This window comes from Paenarthrobacter sp. NEAU-H11 (assembly GCF_050573415.1).
Lineage (GTDB): Bacteria > Actinomycetota > Actinomycetes > Actinomycetales > Micrococcaceae > Arthrobacter.
The window spans coordinates 14,245-36,196 of the sequence record NZ_JBNZGA010000004.1 but is presented as its reverse complement, the minus strand read 5'-3'; the positions used below and the strand labels follow the sequence as shown (position 1 = coordinate 36,196).

Sequence of the window (21,952 nt, the reverse complement as noted above, 5' to 3'; positions counted from 1 at the left end):
GAGTCACGGCTAGTGGCCGAAGTCCATGATGGCGCTGTGGACTGCACGCATCATCGAACCGGAACCGCACCCGTCGGCATAGGCAACTCGAGTGCTCTCTCGGACATGCGACTGGATGAAGAGTGTGGCCGCGTGCGTGGCCTTTCGTGTGGCAAGAACAACTACCTCCGCGTTTCGCACGTGGGATTTCAATGCATCACTGCCCACCTTGGCGTCGGACAGATGCACAGTTAGAGAAGGATAGAGCTCACCTAGAGCCGACTTGGCGCGGGCCAGCACGCCCTTGTCGAGGCTGTAGAGAAGAAGTGCACGTGGTAATACAAAAGTTGAGTTTTCGTCGTCCAGAAGGTCGACATCAGGAGCAGCCCAGTCCCATCCCAGGGCGAGGTCGGCTGTGACGAGGGCAGCAACGGTGCGGAGCGACGGCGGAAGTCGATGCCGTAGCGCGTGCAACGGCTCCAAAGCACTCGCAACAAAAGCTTGGCGGGCCTGACCGTCGGCCGTAGGAGCGCAAACGACGAGATCAGCAATGTCGATCGCCGTTGCTGCCGTATCAATTGACGACCAGCGTGCTCTAAAATCGGCGAGATCCTGAAGTAATTCTCGATAGTCGGATTCGCCAGGTGCAGCGCGGAGAAAAATGGCAAGCAGGGCACTAATGGCACCAAGATCACTGGGCGTCAGGTAGTCCCCCACCAGGTGCCGGAGAATCAACTCCGCGGAGGTCCGCCATGCAGGTTTCGATGGATCATCCGCACCGATGAACGCACCCAGCCCCGAGAAAAGCCGGTCAGTGAGATCTATAGGAAATTCTTGAATCGCAGAGGCAAGTTGCTCGTCTGATTCCCCCGGAGCAGTCCACCCTTCCACATGTTCGGTGGTGAGAGGGCTGTCATATCCAGCCGACAGTGATGAGAGCCACCCGGCCCAAGAAGCCGGTGCTGCGTCCCGCAGGAAAACATCTGCATCGGGTTCGCGGTGCAATCCCAGGTTTGTTTGGTTTTCTTGCCCGGACTCCTGACGAACTTCTGAATCGAATGCCTGTTCCAGATTTGTCTCGGGGGATGCAGGGGCGGCCTCCTGGTGTGCATCAAGCAGAACTTCCAACTCATGTCGAAGATCCGCAACCCCTTCCACTTCTGACTCGAGCAACCGCGTGGCGAACTGTAAATCGCCCCTTGCCAGGGAAATTACCATGCTCGCCGCCCACGCATCTGGGTCAGTTGTTCGAACAAGCGTTTCGTCCACGAGCAGGGGGATGTCAACGCCTTCCCTGCGCATCCCGTCATTTATGGAATCTAAGAAGGTGCGACAATTCCTACCCGTGCTGCGAAACCATGCTCCGAGAATTGCCTCCCTAACTAGGCGAGGCGGCTCAACTGACACGACAGTTCCCAAGGAAGGGCTGCCGAGCAGTTCTTGGTCCTCGCCAAGTTGCCCGAGTCGTCGGATGCGAAGAAATGCAACATTCTCGTGCGACACTCCGCCGCTTTGCTCAATTGCCTCAAGGAGTTCAAGGGAGGTCGCGGCTTGACCGGCCGCAAGGGAAGTCTCAAAGTCGCGAAGCAAACGTCCCACTGGCCGAGGCATTCGGTTGACACGACTAGGTTTATGCCCAATCGTATCAACCATTAGGCCCAATGCCTGAAATAGTCCAATGTGAGCCCGAGTATTCGGTGGTTGAAGCAAGTAGGTTGTACCAGGTCCCACCAGGCCAAGTATTGCTGCCTCAAGCCGGTCATCCATGCGTAACTGCGTCACACGACCATCGAAGTCACACCAGTTATCTGCAACCCATGCTCTAAGGAGCGCCCTCATGCGTCCCGAATGACTACGCGACCAGCAAACCACGTAGGTGCTCGCAACCGGCCAACCTTCTTCCTTGCGGGGAAGTACCAAGGGCGCCTCGCCCCTATGAGGGAGTTCCCGAAGGAACTTCTCCAAAAACGCCGCTGACGGATGCAGCGGATCGCGATTTGGCCAAACAACATTAGGGCTGGCAAACACGGTTTCTAAAAAATCATGCTCAGAGATAACCATCAACCGTTTCCTCCCCATCGCACGCTCAATTCGAGGCGGTGCCTGGCGGCTTCAGCCGCATCGAGAACGAACTCCATGCCTTCCTCATGGGCATTGAGACCATTCCAGGTAAAGTTCATTGAGCCTCTCAAGAACCAGTTGTCCCCGGCGAGGATCTTTTCGTGTAGGTCCGGGCTTTTGTAGATGCGGAGGCTCCCCTGGGCGCATCGCCGCCTCAAAACCTCAAGGAACTGCTCATTGTGCTGGTCATCGCGGACGGCTACATTGATCCGAGTACCGAGATCGCTTATCCGCGCTAACGCATTGCTTAGTGTCACTGCACCCGGTCCAGCATCAGGGATTACATCATCGAATGCACCCATTTCGTTTCTGATCACGATCACGTCGCTCACCCACCCCGACACCAGCCATATTTCACTGCTAGGGTGCACGAGTTCGGAAACCATGACTGTGCTCAGAACTTCAGTTATAGCGATGCCGTTGCGAGGGCGAGTACGGATTGTTCGGCTTCGTCTCATTGGTTTCCCTCAGCCAGCGCGATGGAGGCAATAAGGTATCTACCCTTGCGCCGCACTTTTCTTAGTTGTCCGTAAACGCGAAGCGCACCGATTTCAATGGGCAAGGCAGTGACGGTTCTAAGGGCACTCGCGAGCTTCTCGCGTTGCGAGACCACGACCGATAGGCGAACCTCGCCGTCACAAGCAATCGCTTCGAGGTACTCGCCCTCCCAACGCAACGAGGATATGTCCACGATCGAAGAACTGTCGGCCACGATGCTACGAAGAATGAGCCGTTCACGTAGGCGATTTGTTGCAAATGGCTGCCAGTCATCAATGCCGACATTCCGCGCTACCGATCCTCGCTGCCAAAGCGTAGCCACTGCTGAGTCCGCGGTAAGTGGCTTGATGCTTTGACCGAGGTTCCCGCTGGCACCATGAAAGGCAACAAGACGGGCATCAAGTTCAACACCAAGTTGCGACTCCAACTCACGCCAGCGACTGGCCAGGAAGGCGGCTGCAGTGTCGGCCGAACGCGAAGCGCCGGGGCGCAGAATCCGGGTGGCGATGGTCGACATAAGGAGGTGAGACGGTGGACCGTCATTTTCCTGAACGATATCTTTGATTTCCCCGATCGCCTGGTCAAGTTCGGCAGACGAGGCAGCGCCCCGATACCGAGAAACAGCGCCTGCAAGCCGGGAGTCCTGCTGGGCCACTTCGCTTACAGCCCACTGCATGGAAGCGTCCACGTCCTCGTAGTCGCTCGGACCACAAGCATCGCCAACGATTTCCCAGAAACGGCGGGGGTCAGAGGCGTAGTCTCGCTGGAACTCCTCGAGTAACCCGAGCCCACCCAACTCTGTTTCGGAGACGATAATGCGATATTCAAGTAATGCCTCGTCAATCACTACATCTACAACGAGATTTGCGTCCTCCGCGTCAGGGACACGTCGGTGTATCGCGGCTAAAAGTGCCGATGCGAATGTGTCCAGCACGCACCGTAGAAGCAGGTCCTCCGTTGTGGAGGCGGTGTCAGAGTCGGAAAGGATCCGCGCGTGCTCGTCCAAGACCTCGTTCACTTCAGGTGTACCGGCCAACTGCTCCAGTTCCTTAACTCTTTTCATGCCCGCTTCCGGGGCGCCTTCATCTGACCTGTAGATAGCGCGGAAGAAGTCGTCTACGGGCTTATACCAGCCACCGTTGGAAGTCTTGAGCAGTGCCGAGGAACGGTCCCCATCAATGATAGCGTTGCGCGCATAGGCCATCAGGTACAGTTCGGCAAGCGACGTCCGCACGAAGTTGTTAGCCCAGTTGTCCAAACGATTGTCTTCCTCAACGCGAGCCCTAAAAGCTAGAGTTCGCCATTCAGGGCCAGTCGCAAATTCCTCAAGATTGAGCTTGCGAAGCTCATTCAGCTCGCCTCGCACAATGAACGAGTCAACTTCGATTTCAAATCCTAGTGCCGCGGGCACTCCATCATGATTGAACCGAGTTGAATGAGACCTCCGAGTGCCATCGTTATAGACAATTTCACCTTCCGAGCCGATGGCGAGTCGTCTCACCGTCAAGGGGTTGCCCGCCAAATGAAGAGCAAAGTCGCAGGACTTGACCAAGGGTGCAAAGCGCGAATTTTCCGGAAAATCCGCCTGGGAACTGCCGCTTACAGGGAAAACAAACGAACTGCGCCACACCGGTACAGCAGAGGACGAATCCCGGACTTCCTTCGGAGGCTTCGTCATCCGAAGGCGGATGGGACGAACGGCTAGGAAAACCGATCCATCGGATGTTGTCCATTCGCCCAAATTATGGCCAGCGGCAACGATGCCTTGTAGGGAAAGGTCATTTCCTTCTTCTGGAAGGGCCATCCAGGATCTATGGGAGGCATGTTTGTAGCCGAACCGGCGGCTGACCCTACCGGGTGCAGCCTCCGTGAGGGCTTGGCGGATGGGCATGGAAGGATCTTCATCCGAGGCCATCTCAGATGGAAGATCGAAAATGACGTCGGGGCTATCGAGGGCGTCAAAGAGCGCTGCTGTCATGAATTCCGGCAGGGGCGAGCCTGCGGAGGGAACGAGTTCCCCTTTTGCGTTTCTCCACTTTGACTCCAGGTTCTTCAGTGCCGTAGGCACCGCTGCAAGCAGCAATGACCGTGGCTCCTCCCAGAGTATGGCGGCCGCATCGTCGGAGCTGACATGAAGGGCCCTCTGAATGAACTCTTGCAGCGAAGCTCTGGCTGCCTCATTCTGAAGCAGCCCATCGAGTTCCCTTATAAGCCGGGTGGACACTTCGTCAGGCGCGCGCCGGCCGTTTGGGGCGACGAGCAGCGATCGCACGTCCAGTCCGAGTTTGCGATGGAGCCAGTCCAGCATCGCGTGTGTGGCTTGGATTTTCGCGATAAAGCGGTTCCGTGTCGGAAGCGAGCGTGCGTCGATCTCTGGAACCAGCAGCCGCTCGTAAGACTGGTAGAGAATCCGATCACGGCCATAATCCGACAAGACCACGACCGTGATTGGCCTCATATCGAGGGAACGGCCGGCACGCCCACGCCGCTGCACAAACGACGCCATGTCACGCGGCGCCTTATGCTGCACCACCAGACCGACGCGCGGGTCGTTAAACCCAACCTCCAGTGACGCCGTCGCGACAATGACGTCGGCAGCAGAGTCAACGCCCTTGTCTTGCGAAGAGGTCCTGCCGATCCGGAGGCCTCCAGGTAGACGACCTATCTGTTCTACGACGCCCCACGACTGCCCCTCGGCATATCGTGCGGCCCCCTGAGGGCCCGAAGAAACACGAAGATCCGCTAACCGAGGTTTTCCATTTTCCCGGTTGTTGTAGTAACCCTCGGCATCTCTAAAGTCGTCATACAGACGGTTTGTCACATCCAGATCGTCCGTGAAAACGAAGGTGGAGGCACCGTAGATCCCTGGCTGAGTGTCAAGCAGTCGCGCGCCGAGCATGACGGACTGGATAGTGGTGGACAACAGCGACGTGCCAGAGGACGGGTCTCCGCGGAGCACGAGACCGTACTCCCTGCCCACAGCTACCAGTTCGCTGTCTCTAGGACCAATGACCTCGACATCTGATCTGTTCGTACCGACTAGTGTGGCAAAATACTCGCCAGCGTCCTTAAGTGTCGCCGACAGCCCTACAAAAACAGGGGCAGGGGACCCGAACTGCCCGTTAGCGAAGCGCCACCGCCGCAGCATAAGCGCAACCTGGGCTCCATGTACCCCAGCATATGTGTGAGCCTCGTCGAGCAAAACAAGCCGAATGGAACTGTTTCCTCTCCATCCAAGCAGTCGGCCCAGCGTGCTGCTCGTCGAAGTTCGACTAAGCATCTCGGTCGTGCTGAACAGAATGTCTGGTGGTGACGCGGACATGGAGCTACGAGTCAGGGCAATTTCGGAGCCCTCAGTTACTGATCCGCAGTCACTGCATTTCAGCCGTTCTATTTTACGTGCGCGATCATGTTCAGCCCACACGAGGTCGCCCGGGCATTCGTCGGTGGTGCAGGGGAAGTACGGAGCGATCCAACCGTCCCTGGACGCGGTTTGGCGCCACCCCTTCGGAAGATGCGGTCGGCGGAAGTGCTCTGCGTCCTTGGGAGTGGCGGAGTACAGAAGGGCTATCTTTATGGGACGAGCACCCTTAGGAAGAGCTTTGTTGGCTCGTCGGCACTGAAGCAGAGCTTCGCGCGCCTGATCCCGAAGCAGTTCGTTGCGTGGGTACAAGGCGAGTACTTGGGGTGTTTGGGAGGAGGAAACTCGATTCACCGCAAGGTGGAGTAGCGCAGGCAGATAAAAAGAGAGCGTCTTACCTGAGCCGGTACCAGCCGTAATGATTCGGCCTACCGTGCGGCCAAGCTGAAGGGCTTCAATGGCACTCAGGGAAGCATCGACTTGAAAACGAGCCAATTTACGCTCGCCTACAATGTTCTCAACAACTGCCTGTTGAACACCGTTCCACCCCGCCCTGCGCCCGAGTCGCTCGATCACGTCAGACGTAGAGATTTCGCGCCGTGGATAGAGCCGAGGTGCGACACGCAACCGGTAGTCAGCCACTAAGGGGGGGCGAGATCGCCACCAACCGATGGCATCCTTCGAGTCTGGCACCCATAACTGACGTAGTCGACGAAATAAACGAAGTCCTTCCGAAAAGCGCGTTCGGAACCGCGGTTGCATTACGCCCTCCACACGGTGCAGAAGGCCATTCGCCAGCAAGTAATCTAAGTATTCGTCGCTGGTTGGCCCTGAATTCCCAGAACGAATGTCATCCAGCACTCGGTCTTCGAGAACGCGTCTAACCTCAGCCTCACTAATAAAGCCATCGACGATGCCCCAAGATAGGCGAGGGAGTTCGAGATCCTCGAGCGCGGTCAGCAGGGCAGGGACCCCAGCCCATGTCTCGCTCATCGAACCTGCCGGCGTACAACGAACTGAGCCGCGATCTCGGGATCGGAACGAAGCGTAACAATATCTGCGTCGCTCAGTTCCGTGAGGGGCACCCCTTCTGCCGAAGAGAAACGCTTGAGAACCTCGAGGACGGCATCACTAAGTGAAACCTCTCCGAGGTCTTCATGCACTTGACGTAGCAGGTGTCGAAACGTAGTCGTCAGAGCCTGGGTGGGAATGCGCTTGGCAAGAGACTCAAGTTCCCTAATGCTGTTATAGACTCTCTGCCGCCCTTGGGGTGAAAGGGCGGCAGCCTTATGCTGCGGCAGATGCTCAAGCTCCGCCTGCGTCCAACTTGCCCACCGCACGCGCGAATCGCCTTCAAGCACGGTAATTTGTTGGCTAACGCGACCCGTGGCCCCCTGGAGTTTCTGGGGTGAAGGTCGACCTCGGCTAGCAATAAATGTGCGAAGTTCCTGAAGGGGGCCAATCAAGTCCGGTTCGGCTCCTCGCGGCACATCAAGTTGATCTAGCGCGCGACGAGTTTTCAACTGATCATCAAGATCACGGATTGAAACCGTAAGTTTTTCGAGGGACGTCTTAATTCGCTCAATGTTTTGCTTGTCACCTTGGCTATCACTCGCAATTTTTGCAAGCTTCTCAAGGCGATTAGCACGTGATATCAGATCATTCGACATTGAACCCCTCATCCCCATCTGCACTCAGGACTCCCAACCAACTCTCAAGTGCCTTCTCGATGTCATTGTCAACATCAATTACTCCGGCTCTTTCCCGCCCCTCTGCATCGGCGAGCCCGGCATTAAGCCATTCCGAGGTCCAGTGCAGGTAGTTTCTGATCGCCAATACCTGGTCAGCGTTAACACTGCCGACAACGATTGCCAATTCGTTCGATGGCAGGCTGTCCACAGCAGTGAGTGACGCCTCCATTCGCGTCACCGCGCCAAAGTCGTATTGTTTAGCCAGTCGATTTGCCGTCTCAACTTCAGCAAGAGATGCCTTTACAAAGCCCAGTGCTTGGCCCACGCTCGTGGCGGCGATGACAGAATCAACGGTGGAGGAATAGGACGTTTCAAGGGGTACATGCAGACGGATTTCACCAAGGAGAGTTTTCCAAGCGGTTACTTGAGCCGGGATGTGAGCTTCCAGGATAGTCCGCGCCCGTTCTGCTGTGCGGCACCAAGCCGGGAAATCGCCCGACTGAAGAGCGTCCATTCGATTAAGGGCGGCTTCGGCAACCTTTCGTACCCGCGGATCATCGATAGCGTGTACGGCGCCAGCACCCTGACTGGCGCCGAGCGCGGCCCGCAGTTGCTCAACTGCCGATTCACGGGCAGCGATGTAAGATACCTCGGCTTCTATCCATCTGGCAGTGCGCGCCGCGTCCCCCCGACGAAAAGCCTTGCCACTCCAAAGCATGGCGGCTACCGCTTCCTTAAGTTTGGGTTTGGGCGGAACTTGGCCACACAGAGCAGCGCCAGCAATTAGCGACGCCGCGGCAGTGGCCAGTTGTTCTTCCGTATAATCAGCAGCCCTGATGACACGTGCAACGACTTCTGGACGATATTCGTCAGAGATCGACCGTAGGCGGATGAGTGCTTCAGTTGATTCCTGCCCTCCGCTGTCCTTGAAGCGCAAGAGCGACTGAAAGAAACTCGCTGTTTTGGGGTTGCGCTCGAAGCGCACAATTGATTTGACCGACTGCGGCAAATTTTCGGGGCTTCCCTCAATAGAAACCGTGCGAGCCAGTTGTCCACCGTCTGGTGCAGCAGCCCGCAGGACATTAGCGGACGGGTTCTTCATGATGGGATCAGACCAATCGAGGTCTGCCACTAATGCTGCGCGCACAATGTTTCGGATGTCGCGCGCTACAGCCTGCGGCAGTTGGCTGCCCTTTGACCATTCGTCTACGTCGGCAAGTTGCCGCCGGAGCGACTCTCGGATTTTAGGCGTACCCGTCGGTTGAGCTTCAACCGGAGGCTGTTGGTTCTGTGAGGAGCCCTCAGATATAGATTCAGACGGGATATCCGCAGGCGGAAGCGAGAAGGCACGATAAATGTCAGTTTTTACTATTGGCGTCCTAGCACCCCAGAACTGGAACATTGACATATATCGTCCACGTTCCGGTTCATCATAACGGTCGTATACAGCTTCTCGTACCGACAGGTCGAGGTCAGGCAGTCGACGATTGGGCGGTTGTGAGGAATCTCTTGCCCTATCCTCTTGCAAAAACTCGGGCGACGGGAAGCGTCCCTCCCTGATAGCGCTGGCCTCGGTTGTCAGGACTCCCCTGACCATCCGCGACAACACTCGGCGAGGATTGAAAAAACCCTTACGTTCCGGATCAGCAGTAATCGCAATCGCTCGCCGGATGGCTGGCTCATTGTAGGGATACAAGCCGTACCCATCCTTGGTGGCACCAAAAGCAGCGTGGCACTCGTCCATCAAGGGACACTCCATGCACGCGTTAACGTGATCCGGTCCCGCTTCGATCCGCTGAGCCCCGAGCCGCGCTGCGTTGAGATAGCGCCCGACAAATTCAGTTAATGTCCCACCGCCATCAACGTCAGCGTCGGTTATGGGCAAATCCACCGTATATACAGGAGAACTAGCCGCCACTCGAGTGCGGAAGGTGTCGTCGAGTTTGTCGTAGTAACCCGTGGTCACCGCCATCATTGTTCGTACGGTTGCGTAGCGCTCCTCACCTTCTACTTTGCCAACCTCGATGATTGCGTCCAGGAGGTCTCTCCTGATCCCTTGAATTAGTGCGAAATCTTCGATCAGGAGGATGATTTCTTGCCCAACAAGTTGTTCACGAAGGGCCATGAAGGCACGTTGTATGCTGCCAACACCGATATCCGCTGCCCGCATCACGGCGACGTCAAGATGATCGTTGAGAAGATCTATGGCGGCGGTCTGCAAATTAGGATCTGACGTCAGTCGCCGATACATGGCCCTGGCCGGACCACTGGTTTCGGAGATGCTCGCAATCGACGTAGGGAGGTCGTCCGTTGTGAATGCTGGTGGGACGTCGTCATCGTTTTCACCTCGACCGCGCAGGGCGTGCTCGGCCCGTTTTGGGACGAACGATTCCGACTGAAGCATGTACTCACGGAAGACTGGATCGTGCAGCAGCACATAAAGCCCGCGCTCGCCGCCAAGCACTTTGGTGAACATGTTGACGCGTTCAACTTCGCGGACTGCCTCGGCGAGTTCATCGAGGATTCGCCGCTGGAGTTTCTCCTTATCCACAGATTCACGCAGACTACCCAACTGACCGCGGATTTCGTCGAAAATGGGACCGCTTTGACCCTTCAGTAACTCTTCAATAACGTCGCGGAGGCTCGTGCGCGTCTTTGGCAGATAAATGACTTTCCGTTGACCGGGAATTTCTGAAATCTTGGCCTTTGCCCATCGAACTAGATGCGACTTGCCGGAACCCGACTCACCGAGGATTGGCGCAACACGTACACCCTCCTTCGCTGGACTGTTCAGAAACTGCTCTAGAAATTCAGCTTCAGTTATAGAACCCTCGGCTTCGGCTTGATCTCGCAAGCGAATCTTCAGAGGAGTGTGTGTTGCCAACAGCACAGCAGAGGAAGGGCTTGCTGCTTCAGTCGCTATTGTTGCCGTCACTACTTCCGGCTTCCAGCACACATAATTTGTCATTACGGTCATCAGACATCCATCCTGATAAGGACATGAGAGTACATTTCTTCGGTCGAACCCGGGAGTGGTGGAAATCTGACAACGGAACGGGCGTCAGATCGGCGCTCAAAAAAAAGCAAGCCTTGGCTGCCGAGCGAGCGAAGTGCATGGGCCAATGCATGGCTCACGTCATGTTCCGCTCCAAAACGTTCCCCCGCGATGAGCGGCAATTCCGTTTCAACACGCTGAACTAGCGACTCCAACTCGATTGCCATTCCGTCTTCTCCAACGTGCAGGCCAGAGGAAGAACGAATGACGTCGGCCACCGCGTGAGTAGGGTCCGCCGTCAGTCCACCGGGTTCCAAAGGCCATTCTCGCCCCAACCCAAGAAATGTGGCCCAATAAGTGAAGGTATTCCACCGAGTGTCATTAATGAAGAGTCCGGGGACTTCATGATCCGCTGTACGCTGATCCAACCGCTTTTGTGGAGGCTGCGTTAGTAGCCAGGCCGCACCTCGCCGGAGGTCTTCCGGTGGCGGTTCGACACCCTCTGAGGCCGTTAGCATCCTCCAACGCACGTGTCGCACAAATGCCTGGGAAGAAGTATCTTCTGCTGCAGTCAAAGTCTGTGTTTCGGCGTCCGAGTTTTCGTCGATAGTGACCAGTTCATATCGAATAAGAGTGTCCAGCGCACGGTTCACATGCGCACCGTTGCTCGGAGTCTCATCCCTCATGCTGGACGGGCATACCGCCTCGGTCAGTTCGCACCTAGTTAGCCCTGGCGTGGCCATTAGCGCCCGATACAAAACCCACATCGTCCGCGGCAGTATTGGCGCCGGGCTTGGATTCAATAGTTCCATTACAACTCCCTGAGCAGCGCCTCTGCGCTGATAGAAGGATCATGGACGTCTACATACGCCCACCCGGTTCGAAGAGGATGCTCTAGTCCCCTGGGCCCAATAACATAAGTCGGGAGCCCCAACGCCGCCCGTTCGAGCGCGAGATCCTGGTTCTTGGCGAGGTCTGCGTTCCTATTGGCGAGCACAAAAACGATACTGTCTCGGTAGTACAGAGCCAAGGGAACGCTGTCGGAATTGTCATCCCCGATAATCACTGGTCGAGGCCCTGCCACACTTTGAAGCCGCCGTCCTCCTTCGGGCGAAAGTCCGTAAAAGACCTGTAGACCGAGAGACGAGAACTTTCGAAGCAGTCCCGAGATATCGTCACCGTCAGACAGGGCTATGTACAGCATCGGCGATGCACCTCTCCAGCGGAGCAAGGGGTCAGCAGGAGTGCGGCGATCGGGGAGGCGTGGGAGAGTAAATTCCTCGGTTGTCACCCCGATGGCAGACTCGGGATGAGCCCGACACCATTCACAACTTCGGCAAAGAGGATGAGTTTGCAACATGCCACCACTGCTCGGATGGACACGATAGTGGGAGGCAAGTACTTGACCCACACACTTATTTCCCTTAACGATTCCGTGGACAGCATGAAGGGAGGCAGCCGATTCCGACCTTGCACGCAGCCTTTCTGCTTGCAGAGCTGCCGACCATCCTTCGCGTGATAACAATCGGCCATCTAACAATTCAAAATCGATAAGATCCGACGCCTGGTCCAGGAAATTTTCCTTCAGTAGGTCGGATTCCTCCTTGCTCACCCCGATAGGAGGCAACCACAGGGGGGCCCGAAGTGCGATGATCCCAGCTTGGGCCATTAAAGTAAGCGTGCGTACGTTCCATTGACTGCTTCGGCCAAAGCCTTTGTCCAAGTAAGAGGGTAAAGCGCTCTTCCTAACGCGATAACGCCGACCTTCCTGTCCGTCTGGCAGTGATGCTGTGTCGAGAAGCGACAGCCACCGCCGCCATCCCCTTTCTTCCCCAATAAAGGTAGCCCCTGCGAGCCCCGCAGCAATCGCCGCATCCCGCGGCCCGGCGTATAGCACTGCAACTGTCGCGCGTCCGTCCCGGCCTGCGCGCCCAACTTCCTGGTAATAGCGATCGATGGATTCCGGTAAGCAAGCATGAACAATGCTCCGAACGTTTGGAACATCTACTCCCAGCCCAAACGCAGACGTTCCGACTATGACGTCGTATTGCGTGGGCGCCTCCTCACCGCCTACCGCTAGTCCCCGCCATTTCTCGACGGCCGTTTGCCGGTCATGATCTGGTGACTGTCCTGTCACTACCCCTGTCCTGAACATGCCATGTGCCTGGAGGCGTGCGGCCCAAGCATTAGCATCTTCGACTGTAGTCGTGTAAAGGATTAGCGGCTTGGGCAGCATGGAAACGGCGTTCAAAACGGCGCTTCTCCGAGCATCGTCATCCGTGAACTCATGGGAGAAGTAAGCGGGTTCGGACCGCAAGGCGGAGCCCCAAACAAGATCAACCTCGATGTCCCCTTGTGAAAACAAGCGCGAGAGTTTATCGACCTGCCGTTGCGCGATTGTAGCGCTCATCATCACAAGCGAAGGTTTGTGGTCATGGGGAGCTATTTCGTACGCCACTTTAGCGAGCCCCGGAAGGACTTGAAACTCGGGACGAAAATCATCCCCCCATTGGTCCACAAGGTGTGCTTCATCGACGACGATTTGTTGAAGAAGACCATCACGTGCGCAATCCAGGACTGCCGAACTCAGACCTGTTACGAACGCTTCAGGGCTCGTGTAAAGGATTCTTTGAGTTCCGCTCCTAACAGCACTCCGGATTGCTCGCTTTGTCTCTGCATCAAGACTGCCAATATATGCATACCGGTTGACGGGACTAAGTTTTACCTTACTATTCTGCTCGTGTTCCCGTGTTCTACGTTCCATGTCCAGGGCAAGAACAACCGTAGGCACAATTATGACCGTGACGCCCCGAGGCGCTAAGAGCGCCTTCGACCAGGCGACCGCAGTCTTCCCTCGGCCAGTCGGAAGTGAAATTAGCAGGGGGTTACCGTCATTCGTTACGGCCGCGCGCGCTGCCTGCTGTTGCGCCACACCGCGATAGGCATCGTAGCCGTGCGCCCGAGCCCAAAAAGGGTCAGCGTCCAGTTGTTGCGGCTCGTTTGTCAACTGCCCACGGAACACATCCGCAAGCGCGATCTGTGCCAACTCCTCGGCGCCGTCACTTTCTCCGAGGCTAGGATCCCAGGGATCAGCGACCACTATGAGTCCCCCGCTAGGTATCGATATGGCACGACAATGTAGTTCTCGCCATTGGGCCAAACTGGGCCAGGGCCCAGTAGCGGGAACGACTAGCTGCGGAGTTCCACCGAATGAGTACTGATCAGTTAGCAGGATCTGGCGAACGAGGCTTCCAACGTCACGCCAACCTGCTCTTTCCGCTCCGTCCCTAAAATCCTGCAGGGCATCGCGGAGCCGGCGAACCGCGTCGCTCGCACCATGCCCACCATTGCCCGCTCCCGGCCAAGCATCAATTAGGGTCTGGGCAAGGGCAAGGTTTCCGCTAAACATACTCATCCCACCCCTCGGCTGAGCGCACTAGGCAGGTCACCGCGAGCTCGCGAATAAGCGGGTTCTCCACGCCCTCTCGGACGGCACGGCCAATCTCGATCTCCATTTCTAGGGACTCCGGGTCAGCCACCATCCCTACGGCTGAAGTCCTAGCTTTGTTTCTCGCCACCAGCACCTCAGTCTCGCTTGCCACCTTCGCAGCAGCGCGAGCACACGCTTCTTTCAGCGCAGTGGTCTGCAATAAAGCTTCACGTGACGCAGCCTCCGCCTCCATTGCCACTGGTTCCAAATTGCCTACCCCCAGGACATTGTGCAAAGCGGCAATTCGCGTTGGATTCAGATTCGTATCTCGCGCGTCATGAAAAGGTGCCTCTAAAAACTTCAGATCTGCCACGCTTTTAACCGGTTTCATGTCATTAGTTGCTATCCAAATCCGGCGCAAGAAAGGCCGGAGCGCCCAGTCACAACGCCGCACTGCCATAGCGATGAGGCTGTTTTGGTCACCCAACAACTTGAGAAGCGGTCCCGGATCCGCTTCCACCAGGATATCGAAGGCGAAGTACACGAGGGCATCTCCAGACCAGCTTGGATCAACTCGCCAGACTGCGCTCGATTGACCCCGATCATCGAGTGTTAGGACCTTCTCGACGGCGTCTACAAATGGGTTTCCTCGTCGAAAGAGACGTCTGCCTGGTTGCACTTTCCATCGGTCGAAATTACCAATTCGCGATTTCTCATCAACTCCGAGGACCTTGGCCAACCGAGGGGCGAGAAGCGGATCCTTTCTATCGTCAGGTGCAAACCGCAAACTTCCGTCCCATGGACGCTCTTCAAATCTGAATCCTTCGACTCCTGTTATTAAGGACCGGAAGTGGCGCTCTATCGAATCATGACGGTCGTCGTAATTAGTGATGCTCTCGGCCAGAGTTCCTAGCTCTTCAGTTATTTCCCAACTTGACTCCAGCGCATCCAACTCATTGATGCGGCTTGTTTCAGCGGCCAGTGCGGCCGCTGTCAATTGCTCCCGCAAGCCAAATGCCTCGACCCCTTCTCGGGCTAGATCGTCCCATGCCTTCTCGGCAAGCAAGCCGGCAGCCTCTTGTTCTGCCGAAATCGAGCGCTCAAACACACCGAAACCTCGCGACAACAACCTTGCCCAGGCAGTGAGTACACCGTGCGGGTTGCTGTCGGCAATGACCATCCCTCGGGAGGACCGAGATCTACCATAACGGTCTACACGGCCAATTCTTTGCTCCAAATGATTGGGGCTCCAAGGCAGTCGTCCGTGAACGGTCAGGGTCGCGTCCTGAAGATTGCGTCCTATGTCGCCGGACTCGTCAGCAATAAGCACACCCCCTCGCCTTCGCCATTCGGAGACTGCTTGTTCCCGCTCACTGTCTGATTGCGTGGCCAAATGTTCAAGCACCCACCGGCGCCCTCGGATCGAGTTTTGCAGCCTTCTGACAAGGTCATGAGCAAATAGTCCCCGTCCGCAAAAGACTACGACCTTGTCGCCCGGGCTTGACGCGGCGACTATCTGATCCGAAAGCGCAGAGACGGCATCCTGTTCCACCTGCTGAACTGTTCCCAGCAAATCGCGCTCAAACGGCAATGAGGGCGCGGATTTGACTATGCGACGCTCCTCGCCGGATAGAGACGAAGCTTCTCCGCCAAGTCCTACCCGACACCGCAGGATGTTTAGCAGGTCGCTAATCGGACCTCCGACTCGAGAGACGAGCACACCAGCAAGCGCTCCGTACGCGCGTGGGTTCAGTTCGTTATCCAGAAGATGTGCACTGCACGCCGCGAGCCACTCTTCAACTAGGTTTGCGGTGTAGTCCACTTCGGTAGATGCCAGTCTGGCCAATTTCGGTTTCACCCGACCCGTGAACGTGAAAGGCGTCATGACACCTTCTTCGTCCAGTCGCTGGTGCTGAATACTGTGGCGACGGTTTCTGATCACTCGTTGGTGTAGGCGGTAAGTTTCGGAGACATGTGCCCTTACTGCCGCAAGGCGCCCTTTGAGCAGGTCCGCGTCGGCTGGTTCAGTGTCGAAGGTGGACAAGACTGAGGCGATACGTTCCTCGAGCAACTCATCCGCAGGCACTTTGCTTTTCAGTTCTTCAAGTTGGTATTCGAGGTATTCCCGGTTCTCGGGGTCCGGTTCCTCGTCGAGGAGGTAGACGGCGTAGGCGAGTTCCCGCCTGGCCGCCAAGAGCGCTTCAAAATCTCGGCGTCGCTCCCAAGAGAAAAGTTCCTTATCAAGGAGATGCAGCAAAGCGAGGTGCGTTGTGCTCTCCTGCCCAAAGGGCGTCGCAGAGAGCAACAGCAAACGGCCCGCGCTGTGTGCGAGATGGGCAAGCGAGGCGTAGGGCGGCTCATTCGGGGAAGCAACCTTGGCAAGTAGGTGCGCTTCGTCCACAACCAGAAGATCTACACCCTCAAGAGTCCTCCACATCCGGAGATCGGAATGACCTGCAACGACCACGCACCTTCCAAAGTCACCGATAAAGAACTTATCGCGGAGTTCAGCCCGCCACTGTTCGACCAGTGCATCCGGGCAGATGATGCCTACCTTGCAACTCGGATCATCAAGGAGCGTTTGCCGGATGACAAAGCCGGCTTCGATGGTCTTTCCCATGCCCACTTCGTCTGCCAACAAGTATCGCTGTATGGGGTCCCGTATTATTCGAAACGCCGCCGCCACCTGATGGGCATGCATCTGCACACCGGCAGAGGAGATACCGGTGGCCGAAGCACTCGACGCGCGATCCTCGAGGAGGAGTGCACGAACGGGTTGACGAGCATCACGAAATCGTGGGGTCTCATTACCGTTGGCAAGCAGAATCTGCAACGGATGGCACGACGGCCTATCCCATCGAACACGGATACTACATGCAGGTACAAGCGTGTCTTGAAGGGAATTGGGCAAGCGGACCCAGTAGGCGTCCTGGCCCTGGGAATCGGTCGTGGAAGCAATTATGCGGCCTGCACGCCACCGCAGATCCTCATCCTCAAAGAAGACGCGAGTCTCGCGTTCTAATTGGACTATCCTCAGATTTTGGACCGGAACAATCGTTGCACCTACCGAAGGCTCTGCGACTGATTCGAAAAATTCCACCGTTGCAGCGTCCCTACCCACATCCGCTATTCGCCCAATACCAGGGGCACCTGCGTAAGTGACGAAGCGGCCGAGGCTGAGCCTGCCGGCAATCAAATGTTCACCTTAGGTTGCTCCGGGCAACTACAACCGATGCACGCATCCGCATGCGCTCCTTTGCTCCGCTGCATCCCCATGTCGAACCTGGCGCGGCGCAGCGGTGACGAGCCAGAGTGACCCAATCTAACCACCGAGATGCGACTTTGACATAATCACCACACCGCAGTATCCAGAGCACCTGGCCCTGCCGGCACGAGGGCCCTAAAGCCTCCCTTCTTGCTCCTCCGCCCACAGCTTTCGACACCTCAACTGTGCGGTCATGTCGTGTACCAAAATGGACGTTATCCGCCTCGCGTTACTTACCGCACGGCGACGCCCTATTTCAACGCCCTGAGTAGGTGGTTAGTCAGCAGACTGACATCGCTGGGCGTATTCTGAAGGCCGTTCCACCGCCGGACGTTGTCTGGTCCAAAGGCCCAGGTACCACTCGTCCACGCCACGATTGGCTTGAGCCTACTAATGGTTTTCTCCAAATCTAGGCCTGGGAGCTCAGCGGCAGGAACTCCCTCTGTTAGGGAATCCATCACGTAGCCCAGGGACTGTATGCCTGCACCGTGTGTGAGGCGTGATTTAAGTGGCGGCAAGTTCCAGGCTTCAGGGAAAGCGGCCTGTACCACCGTCCAAAAATAATTGAGATGTAGTTCAATCTGTTGCACATCCGCTGAACCGTCGGAGGGGTCCCGATACTGGTAGAGCGCACCTTCGTACAGGCTGTTCTCGATCATTTTCAATATGCTGTTGTCTTTTATGTATCCATCGGGTGTGGTTGGGGTAGAAATTCTTCCCCCAAAAGGTGTCCCTATTTCCTTCGCCGATGCGTTTAGCCGGGTCATTATGAGGGCCGGCAGTTGCTTGCGCGCATACGCAACGGGAAGATGCCCTGTTGTATCCGGCAGAAGTTCATGGATAAGCCCCTTCGGCAGAGGCTTGGTGTTGTTCACCAAGATGAATTGGGAGCGTTGTTCAGCCTCGCCGTGGGCAATAAATCCGACGGCAGCAACTGGAAATTGAGCCAGATCAGCATCCCGAATGGCCGCGCTACGCTGCTGACCGTCCACCAGCCAGGCCGGTTTTTTTTCGTCGGGCAGCGCCTCATCCACCGGGATGATGAGTTCGCCAACGACCGAATACGATAAATCCCCCACCGGTGCACTCGGCTGGAACTTCACACGTTCATCAAAGGCCAGGACGATGGCGTTCGGAAGAAGAGGTGAGTCTGACTCCAGATAGCGGCGAATAGCTCGTATGTGACTCAGGACCTCTGGCCTCTGGTAGCCCTGCAGCCGGTCGTCGTCGCGGTGAACGCGGGATACGGTTGCGAAATCGTGGATGCGTTTGCCGTCCACCCCAAAACAGTAAATATGCTGCGCGCCCTGCTGGAGCCGGATTGCCGGCAGCCTCATCTCGTAGCGGTCAGCCATGGTTACTCCTTGTTGTGGACGTGAGCACATTGCTCTTGAGTTTTTTCATTTTGTTTGCCAGTACAGACATGTTGTGAAATCCTCGGCGCTTATTTCTTTCGGTCCCCCGAAAGATAGCAATTTCAATGCCAAGCGTTTTGCAAAGCGAGCACTCACACGCGTTCCATGGGGCAGCAGTGAGTGTGCGCTCGTACTCCGCTTGGTGACTTCTGTTGACCTGACAGATCGTTTCGTAGGCATCAAGTTCTGCGATGGCTCGTTCGATGGCCCCGGCGCTGCCATCGAATTCGCGCAGGACGCGGAGGCAGACTCGTTCCTGGGCAATCGCGTCCTTTTGGGAGACCCTACCGGCCAGGATGGCGCGCTTCAGTGCTGGATTTCCGTCAACCTGTGGCACGCGCAGGGCTATGAACGCGTCGTTTTCCGTATGGAAATTGTTTCTATCGTCCATAAAAGCTTGTCGGAAAGCGGACGTGCTGTCGAAGCTCGTAACCCCGAAGTCGCTGAACAAGTCCATCGATTCCACTCGCGTTACGCCGAGGAGGTGCAACTCAGTACCCGGAAGGCGAACGTTATCAATCTCCTGCAAGCAGTCGAGAATGTCCTTGGTCTTTAGCGGGACCATGCCGCCCAGGGCAATCCGCTGGTAGCCCATTTTCTGAAGCTGTTCGACACTGTCAGCAAAACTTGCAGGACTCCAGCCCTGGGCAGCACCCACTGGTTGGAGATTCAGGTTCTGCTCTGACACCCGTGTTATGAACTCCTCAGCGAGACGAAGGGTGATCCGACGGCGCTCCGCCCACGCGGGATCTACGTCATCCAGTGAGGCCAAAGGGTCGTATCCGAAAATGATGTGGTCGACACTTACCCCCGCGTCAAACCCACATCCAATATAGAAGTCAAGCGTCTCCTCGACCGTCACCGGCGGCACCAGTTCATCCACGTAATTGAAGGCGCCGTTGTCACCGAGTGATTCAACACCCTTGGGCAACCGAAAGAAGCGCTCAACTCCCAACCTGTACAGGCGAGCCCTTTGCGCGCTCGTGTATTTCCCCGCACCCTTCATCGCCCCATCGACGATGGATTTGCTCACAAGAAGGCCACTGTAAGGCGGGGTGTCTAAGATTTCGTGCGCGTAGAGATCGTCTCTCTGCCTCACCCTCAGAGGAGAGTATTCGTCATGGTGGAAGTCATATGTCGGACTGACCAAGTCCTGGCTATCGGGAAAGTAGAACTTCACTTCATAGCCGCCCGGTTTGCCACGTACGCTCGCGCTAAATAGTTTGAGAGTGCACTGATATGCCTGGGCGTGTTTTGTAGTTCATCCCAAGGCAAGCCCAACTCTGGCCATACGCCCTTGGTCCAAAAGCAATTCGCTGCAATGATACCCAATTCTCTTTCGGCGTCTTCTATTGCACTCGGCGAATTGACATCGACATGGGCCATCACCCGTTCCATCAATCGGCCCATAGCACGAATTCCGACCCCGCCCATCAGCCGGGATTTGGTGGGCGGCAAGCCCCAGGCGTCCGAAAATGTATTGCGTACGGCCGTCCAGTAGGTGATCAATACGTCCCTGATCCCCTCCGTGTCAGTTGTTCCCGTGGCGATGTTTCGGTACGGGAACAACACACCAGACGGCGATTCCAAAGACTCCTTCAAGGCTTCGACAAGACCGGTGTCAGTAACAATGGCCGCCTTCTTGGCCTCGTCAGTTGTGGAAGCGCGTTTGATAATTCCCGCAAACGGCGAAAGTGGGTCCCGGTTCAACATATCGACCAGGGCCGAAGGTAGTTTCCGGGTGGGCATGCGGCCCGACGGCACACGTGTTATGTCAGGCAGCAGTTCCGTGACCAGGTTCACGGGCAAAGGTTGTACCGTGTTTACTCTCAAGAACTGCTCGCGCTGTATCTCCAGGTTGTCTGCAACGAATCCGGCTATCGGCACTGGCAGTCGACGGTTCTTGGTTCGTGAAAGCGCAAGGCTCCGTTGCTGTCCGTCGACAATCCATGCAGGTCTGGGACCGTCTTCTCCCTGGCTCAGCGGAATCTCCAGGGTTCCAGCAACAACGAGACCGTCACTCGTGGTCGGTCCACGACTCGACTTGAAGCGCACCTCGGGAGGCAACGCCAGGATCAGTCCGTTCGGGAAAAGAACGTCTGCACTATCCAGATAGTCTTGAATTTGCTTTACATGCTTTTTCTTTTCAGGGCGTTGATAGCCTATGAGTTTGCCCGCTTCATCGCGTCCTATCCGCGCGACTGAGGCAATGAGATCCACTTCTTCCGCAGCCAGCGCAAAAAGATAAAGCGGTGTGTCCTCGTTTTGAAGTACCTTGAGGCACCGCCGCTCCAACCAGCCCTCGGTCATTTGTCCTCTTTCTCTACAGCACTAAACAAACCACCGAAACGTCGCTGCTCGCAGGCCCACCCGTTGTCCCTCAGCAGCCGAAGGGCAGCTGTCTTTCTCATCTTGGGCTCACGTACGCGCACTTCGCGAATGAAGGCTAGGACGTCGGCGTCGGCCATCGGCTTGCGTTCGTACAGCTCGGGGCAACGCACCTCCTCCACCCAGGCACGCCAGCGGCCATTATTGCGCTGCCCCACGAGGGTCGGCGAATCGAGCGTAGCAATCCAAGCCTTGGCCGTTCTTACGTTGAGGCTGCCCGAAGTACCCCCAAGCTCCGCTCGAAGTGCAGCGTCAGCGGGAATCCTCAACTCCCTCGGAACGTCCTTGGACCCGCCAAAAATTACGACGTCGTCACGTCCTTTGAATGCTGCCAAGTCGTCAGCCATAGCTGAACTGTAGGTTTCGGAAAGAACCATGAGCGTCTGCCCCTGTGCGTGCTCAGCCAGCTTTTTCTGTTCCGCGGTAATGAGTTTCCACCATGCTCTGATATCTGCCGTGTCACGGCCTACGGTATCCGAGTGACGTAACGAAAACGTCGCGGCGTATGCGGGCCATTCTTCTTCCACCTGCACCAGTCCCAAACCTGCTGAAGCAACCACAACATGGGGGTCAAAACCGACATCACGGAGAGTGCGCTCGAGTCGAAACGCTTGCTTCCAAGCGTCACCCTGATAAAGGCGCCGCAAACACACGCGCCCGGACTCCTGGTGGAGTGCGGCCCGCCAATGTCGCACGCGTTCCGACTGTTGCCCCTCGGGAAGGTTCTCGGCCCGCAAACGTTCGGGCGGCGTCATGGATTTGCGGTCGGTACATGTCACGACCACTGTTAGTTTTTCCGCCACACCACT

Annotated in this window: 11 protein-coding genes; all 11 read right to left on the bottom strand. The window is 56.6% G+C overall.

The features are described from left to right. Positions 1 to 9 precede the first annotated feature (9 nt). Positions 10 to 2,040, bottom strand: a complete 2,031-nt coding sequence (gene dpdD / locus ACQ3DC_RS06585; protein ID WP_430751844.1) for a protein DpdD — start codon at positions 2,038 to 2,040, stop codon at positions 10 to 12. Beyond that, positions 2,040 to 2,558, bottom strand: a complete 519-nt coding sequence (gene dpdK / locus ACQ3DC_RS06580; RefSeq protein WP_430751843.1) for a phospholipase D-like domain-containing protein DpdK — start codon at positions 2,556 to 2,558, stop codon at positions 2,040 to 2,042. Before dpdK ends, dpdD begins: the two co-directional genes overlap by 1 nt. Next, positions 2,555 to 6,952 (bottom strand): protein DpdJ, encoded by a 4,398-nt coding sequence (gene dpdJ / locus ACQ3DC_RS06575; RefSeq protein WP_430751842.1) that lies wholly within the window; start codon positions 6,950 to 6,952, stop codon positions 2,555 to 2,557. The genes dpdK and dpdJ overlap by 4 nt, the downstream gene beginning before the upstream one ends. Beyond that, positions 6,949 to 7,629, bottom strand: coding sequence for a hypothetical protein (locus ACQ3DC_RS06570; protein WP_430751841.1), 681 nt, complete (start codon positions 7,627 to 7,629; stop codon positions 6,949 to 6,951). The genes dpdJ and ACQ3DC_RS06570 overlap by 4 nt, the downstream gene beginning before the upstream one ends. After that, positions 7,619 to 10,627 carry a protein DpdH gene (gene dpdH / locus ACQ3DC_RS06565; protein WP_430751840.1) on the bottom strand — a complete coding sequence of 1,003 codons (3,009 nt, stop codon included), beginning with the start codon at positions 10,625 to 10,627 and terminating at the stop codon, positions 7,619 to 7,621. The genes ACQ3DC_RS06570 and dpdH overlap by 11 nt, the downstream gene beginning before the upstream one ends. A gap of 829 nt (positions 10,628 to 11,456) precedes the next feature. Next, the gene (gene dpdF / locus ACQ3DC_RS06560; protein WP_430751839.1) at positions 11,457 to 14,054 is read right to left on the bottom strand and encodes a protein DpdF; all 2,598 of its coding nucleotides are present in this window, start codon (positions 14,052 to 14,054) and stop codon (positions 11,457 to 11,459) included. After that, positions 14,047 to 17,271 (bottom strand): protein DpdE, encoded by a 3,225-nt coding sequence (gene dpdE, locus ACQ3DC_RS06555; protein ID WP_430751838.1) that lies wholly within the window; start codon positions 17,269 to 17,271, stop codon positions 14,047 to 14,049. The genes dpdF and dpdE overlap by 8 nt, the downstream gene beginning before the upstream one ends. Before the next feature lie 320 nt (positions 17,272 to 17,591). After that, on the bottom strand, positions 17,592 to 18,695 hold the full coding sequence (gene dbpB, locus ACQ3DC_RS06550; RefSeq protein WP_430751837.1) for a DGQHR domain-containing protein DpdB: 1,104 nt from the start codon (positions 18,693 to 18,695) through the stop codon (positions 17,592 to 17,594). Next, the gene (gene dpdA, locus ACQ3DC_RS06545) at positions 18,688 to 19,935 is read right to left on the bottom strand and encodes a tRNA-guanine transglycosylase DpdA (protein WP_430751836.1); all 1,248 of its coding nucleotides are present in this window, start codon (positions 19,933 to 19,935) and stop codon (positions 18,688 to 18,690) included. The genes dbpB (ACQ3DC_RS06550) and dpdA overlap by 8 nt, the downstream gene beginning before the upstream one ends. Further along, positions 19,932 to 21,065: a DGQHR domain-containing protein DpdB gene (dbpB, locus tag ACQ3DC_RS06540; RefSeq protein ID WP_430751835.1), complete on the bottom strand. Its 1,134-nt coding sequence runs from the start codon at positions 21,063 to 21,065 to the stop codon at positions 19,932 to 19,934. Before dbpB (ACQ3DC_RS06540) ends, dpdA begins: the two co-directional genes overlap by 4 nt. Then, positions 21,062 to 21,946 carry a hypothetical protein gene (locus ACQ3DC_RS06535; RefSeq protein WP_430751834.1) on the bottom strand — a complete coding sequence of 295 codons (885 nt, stop codon included), beginning with the start codon at positions 21,944 to 21,946 and terminating at the stop codon, positions 21,062 to 21,064. Before ACQ3DC_RS06535 ends, dbpB (ACQ3DC_RS06540) begins: the two co-directional genes overlap by 4 nt. Between the last annotated feature and the right edge of the window lie 6 nt (positions 21,947 to 21,952).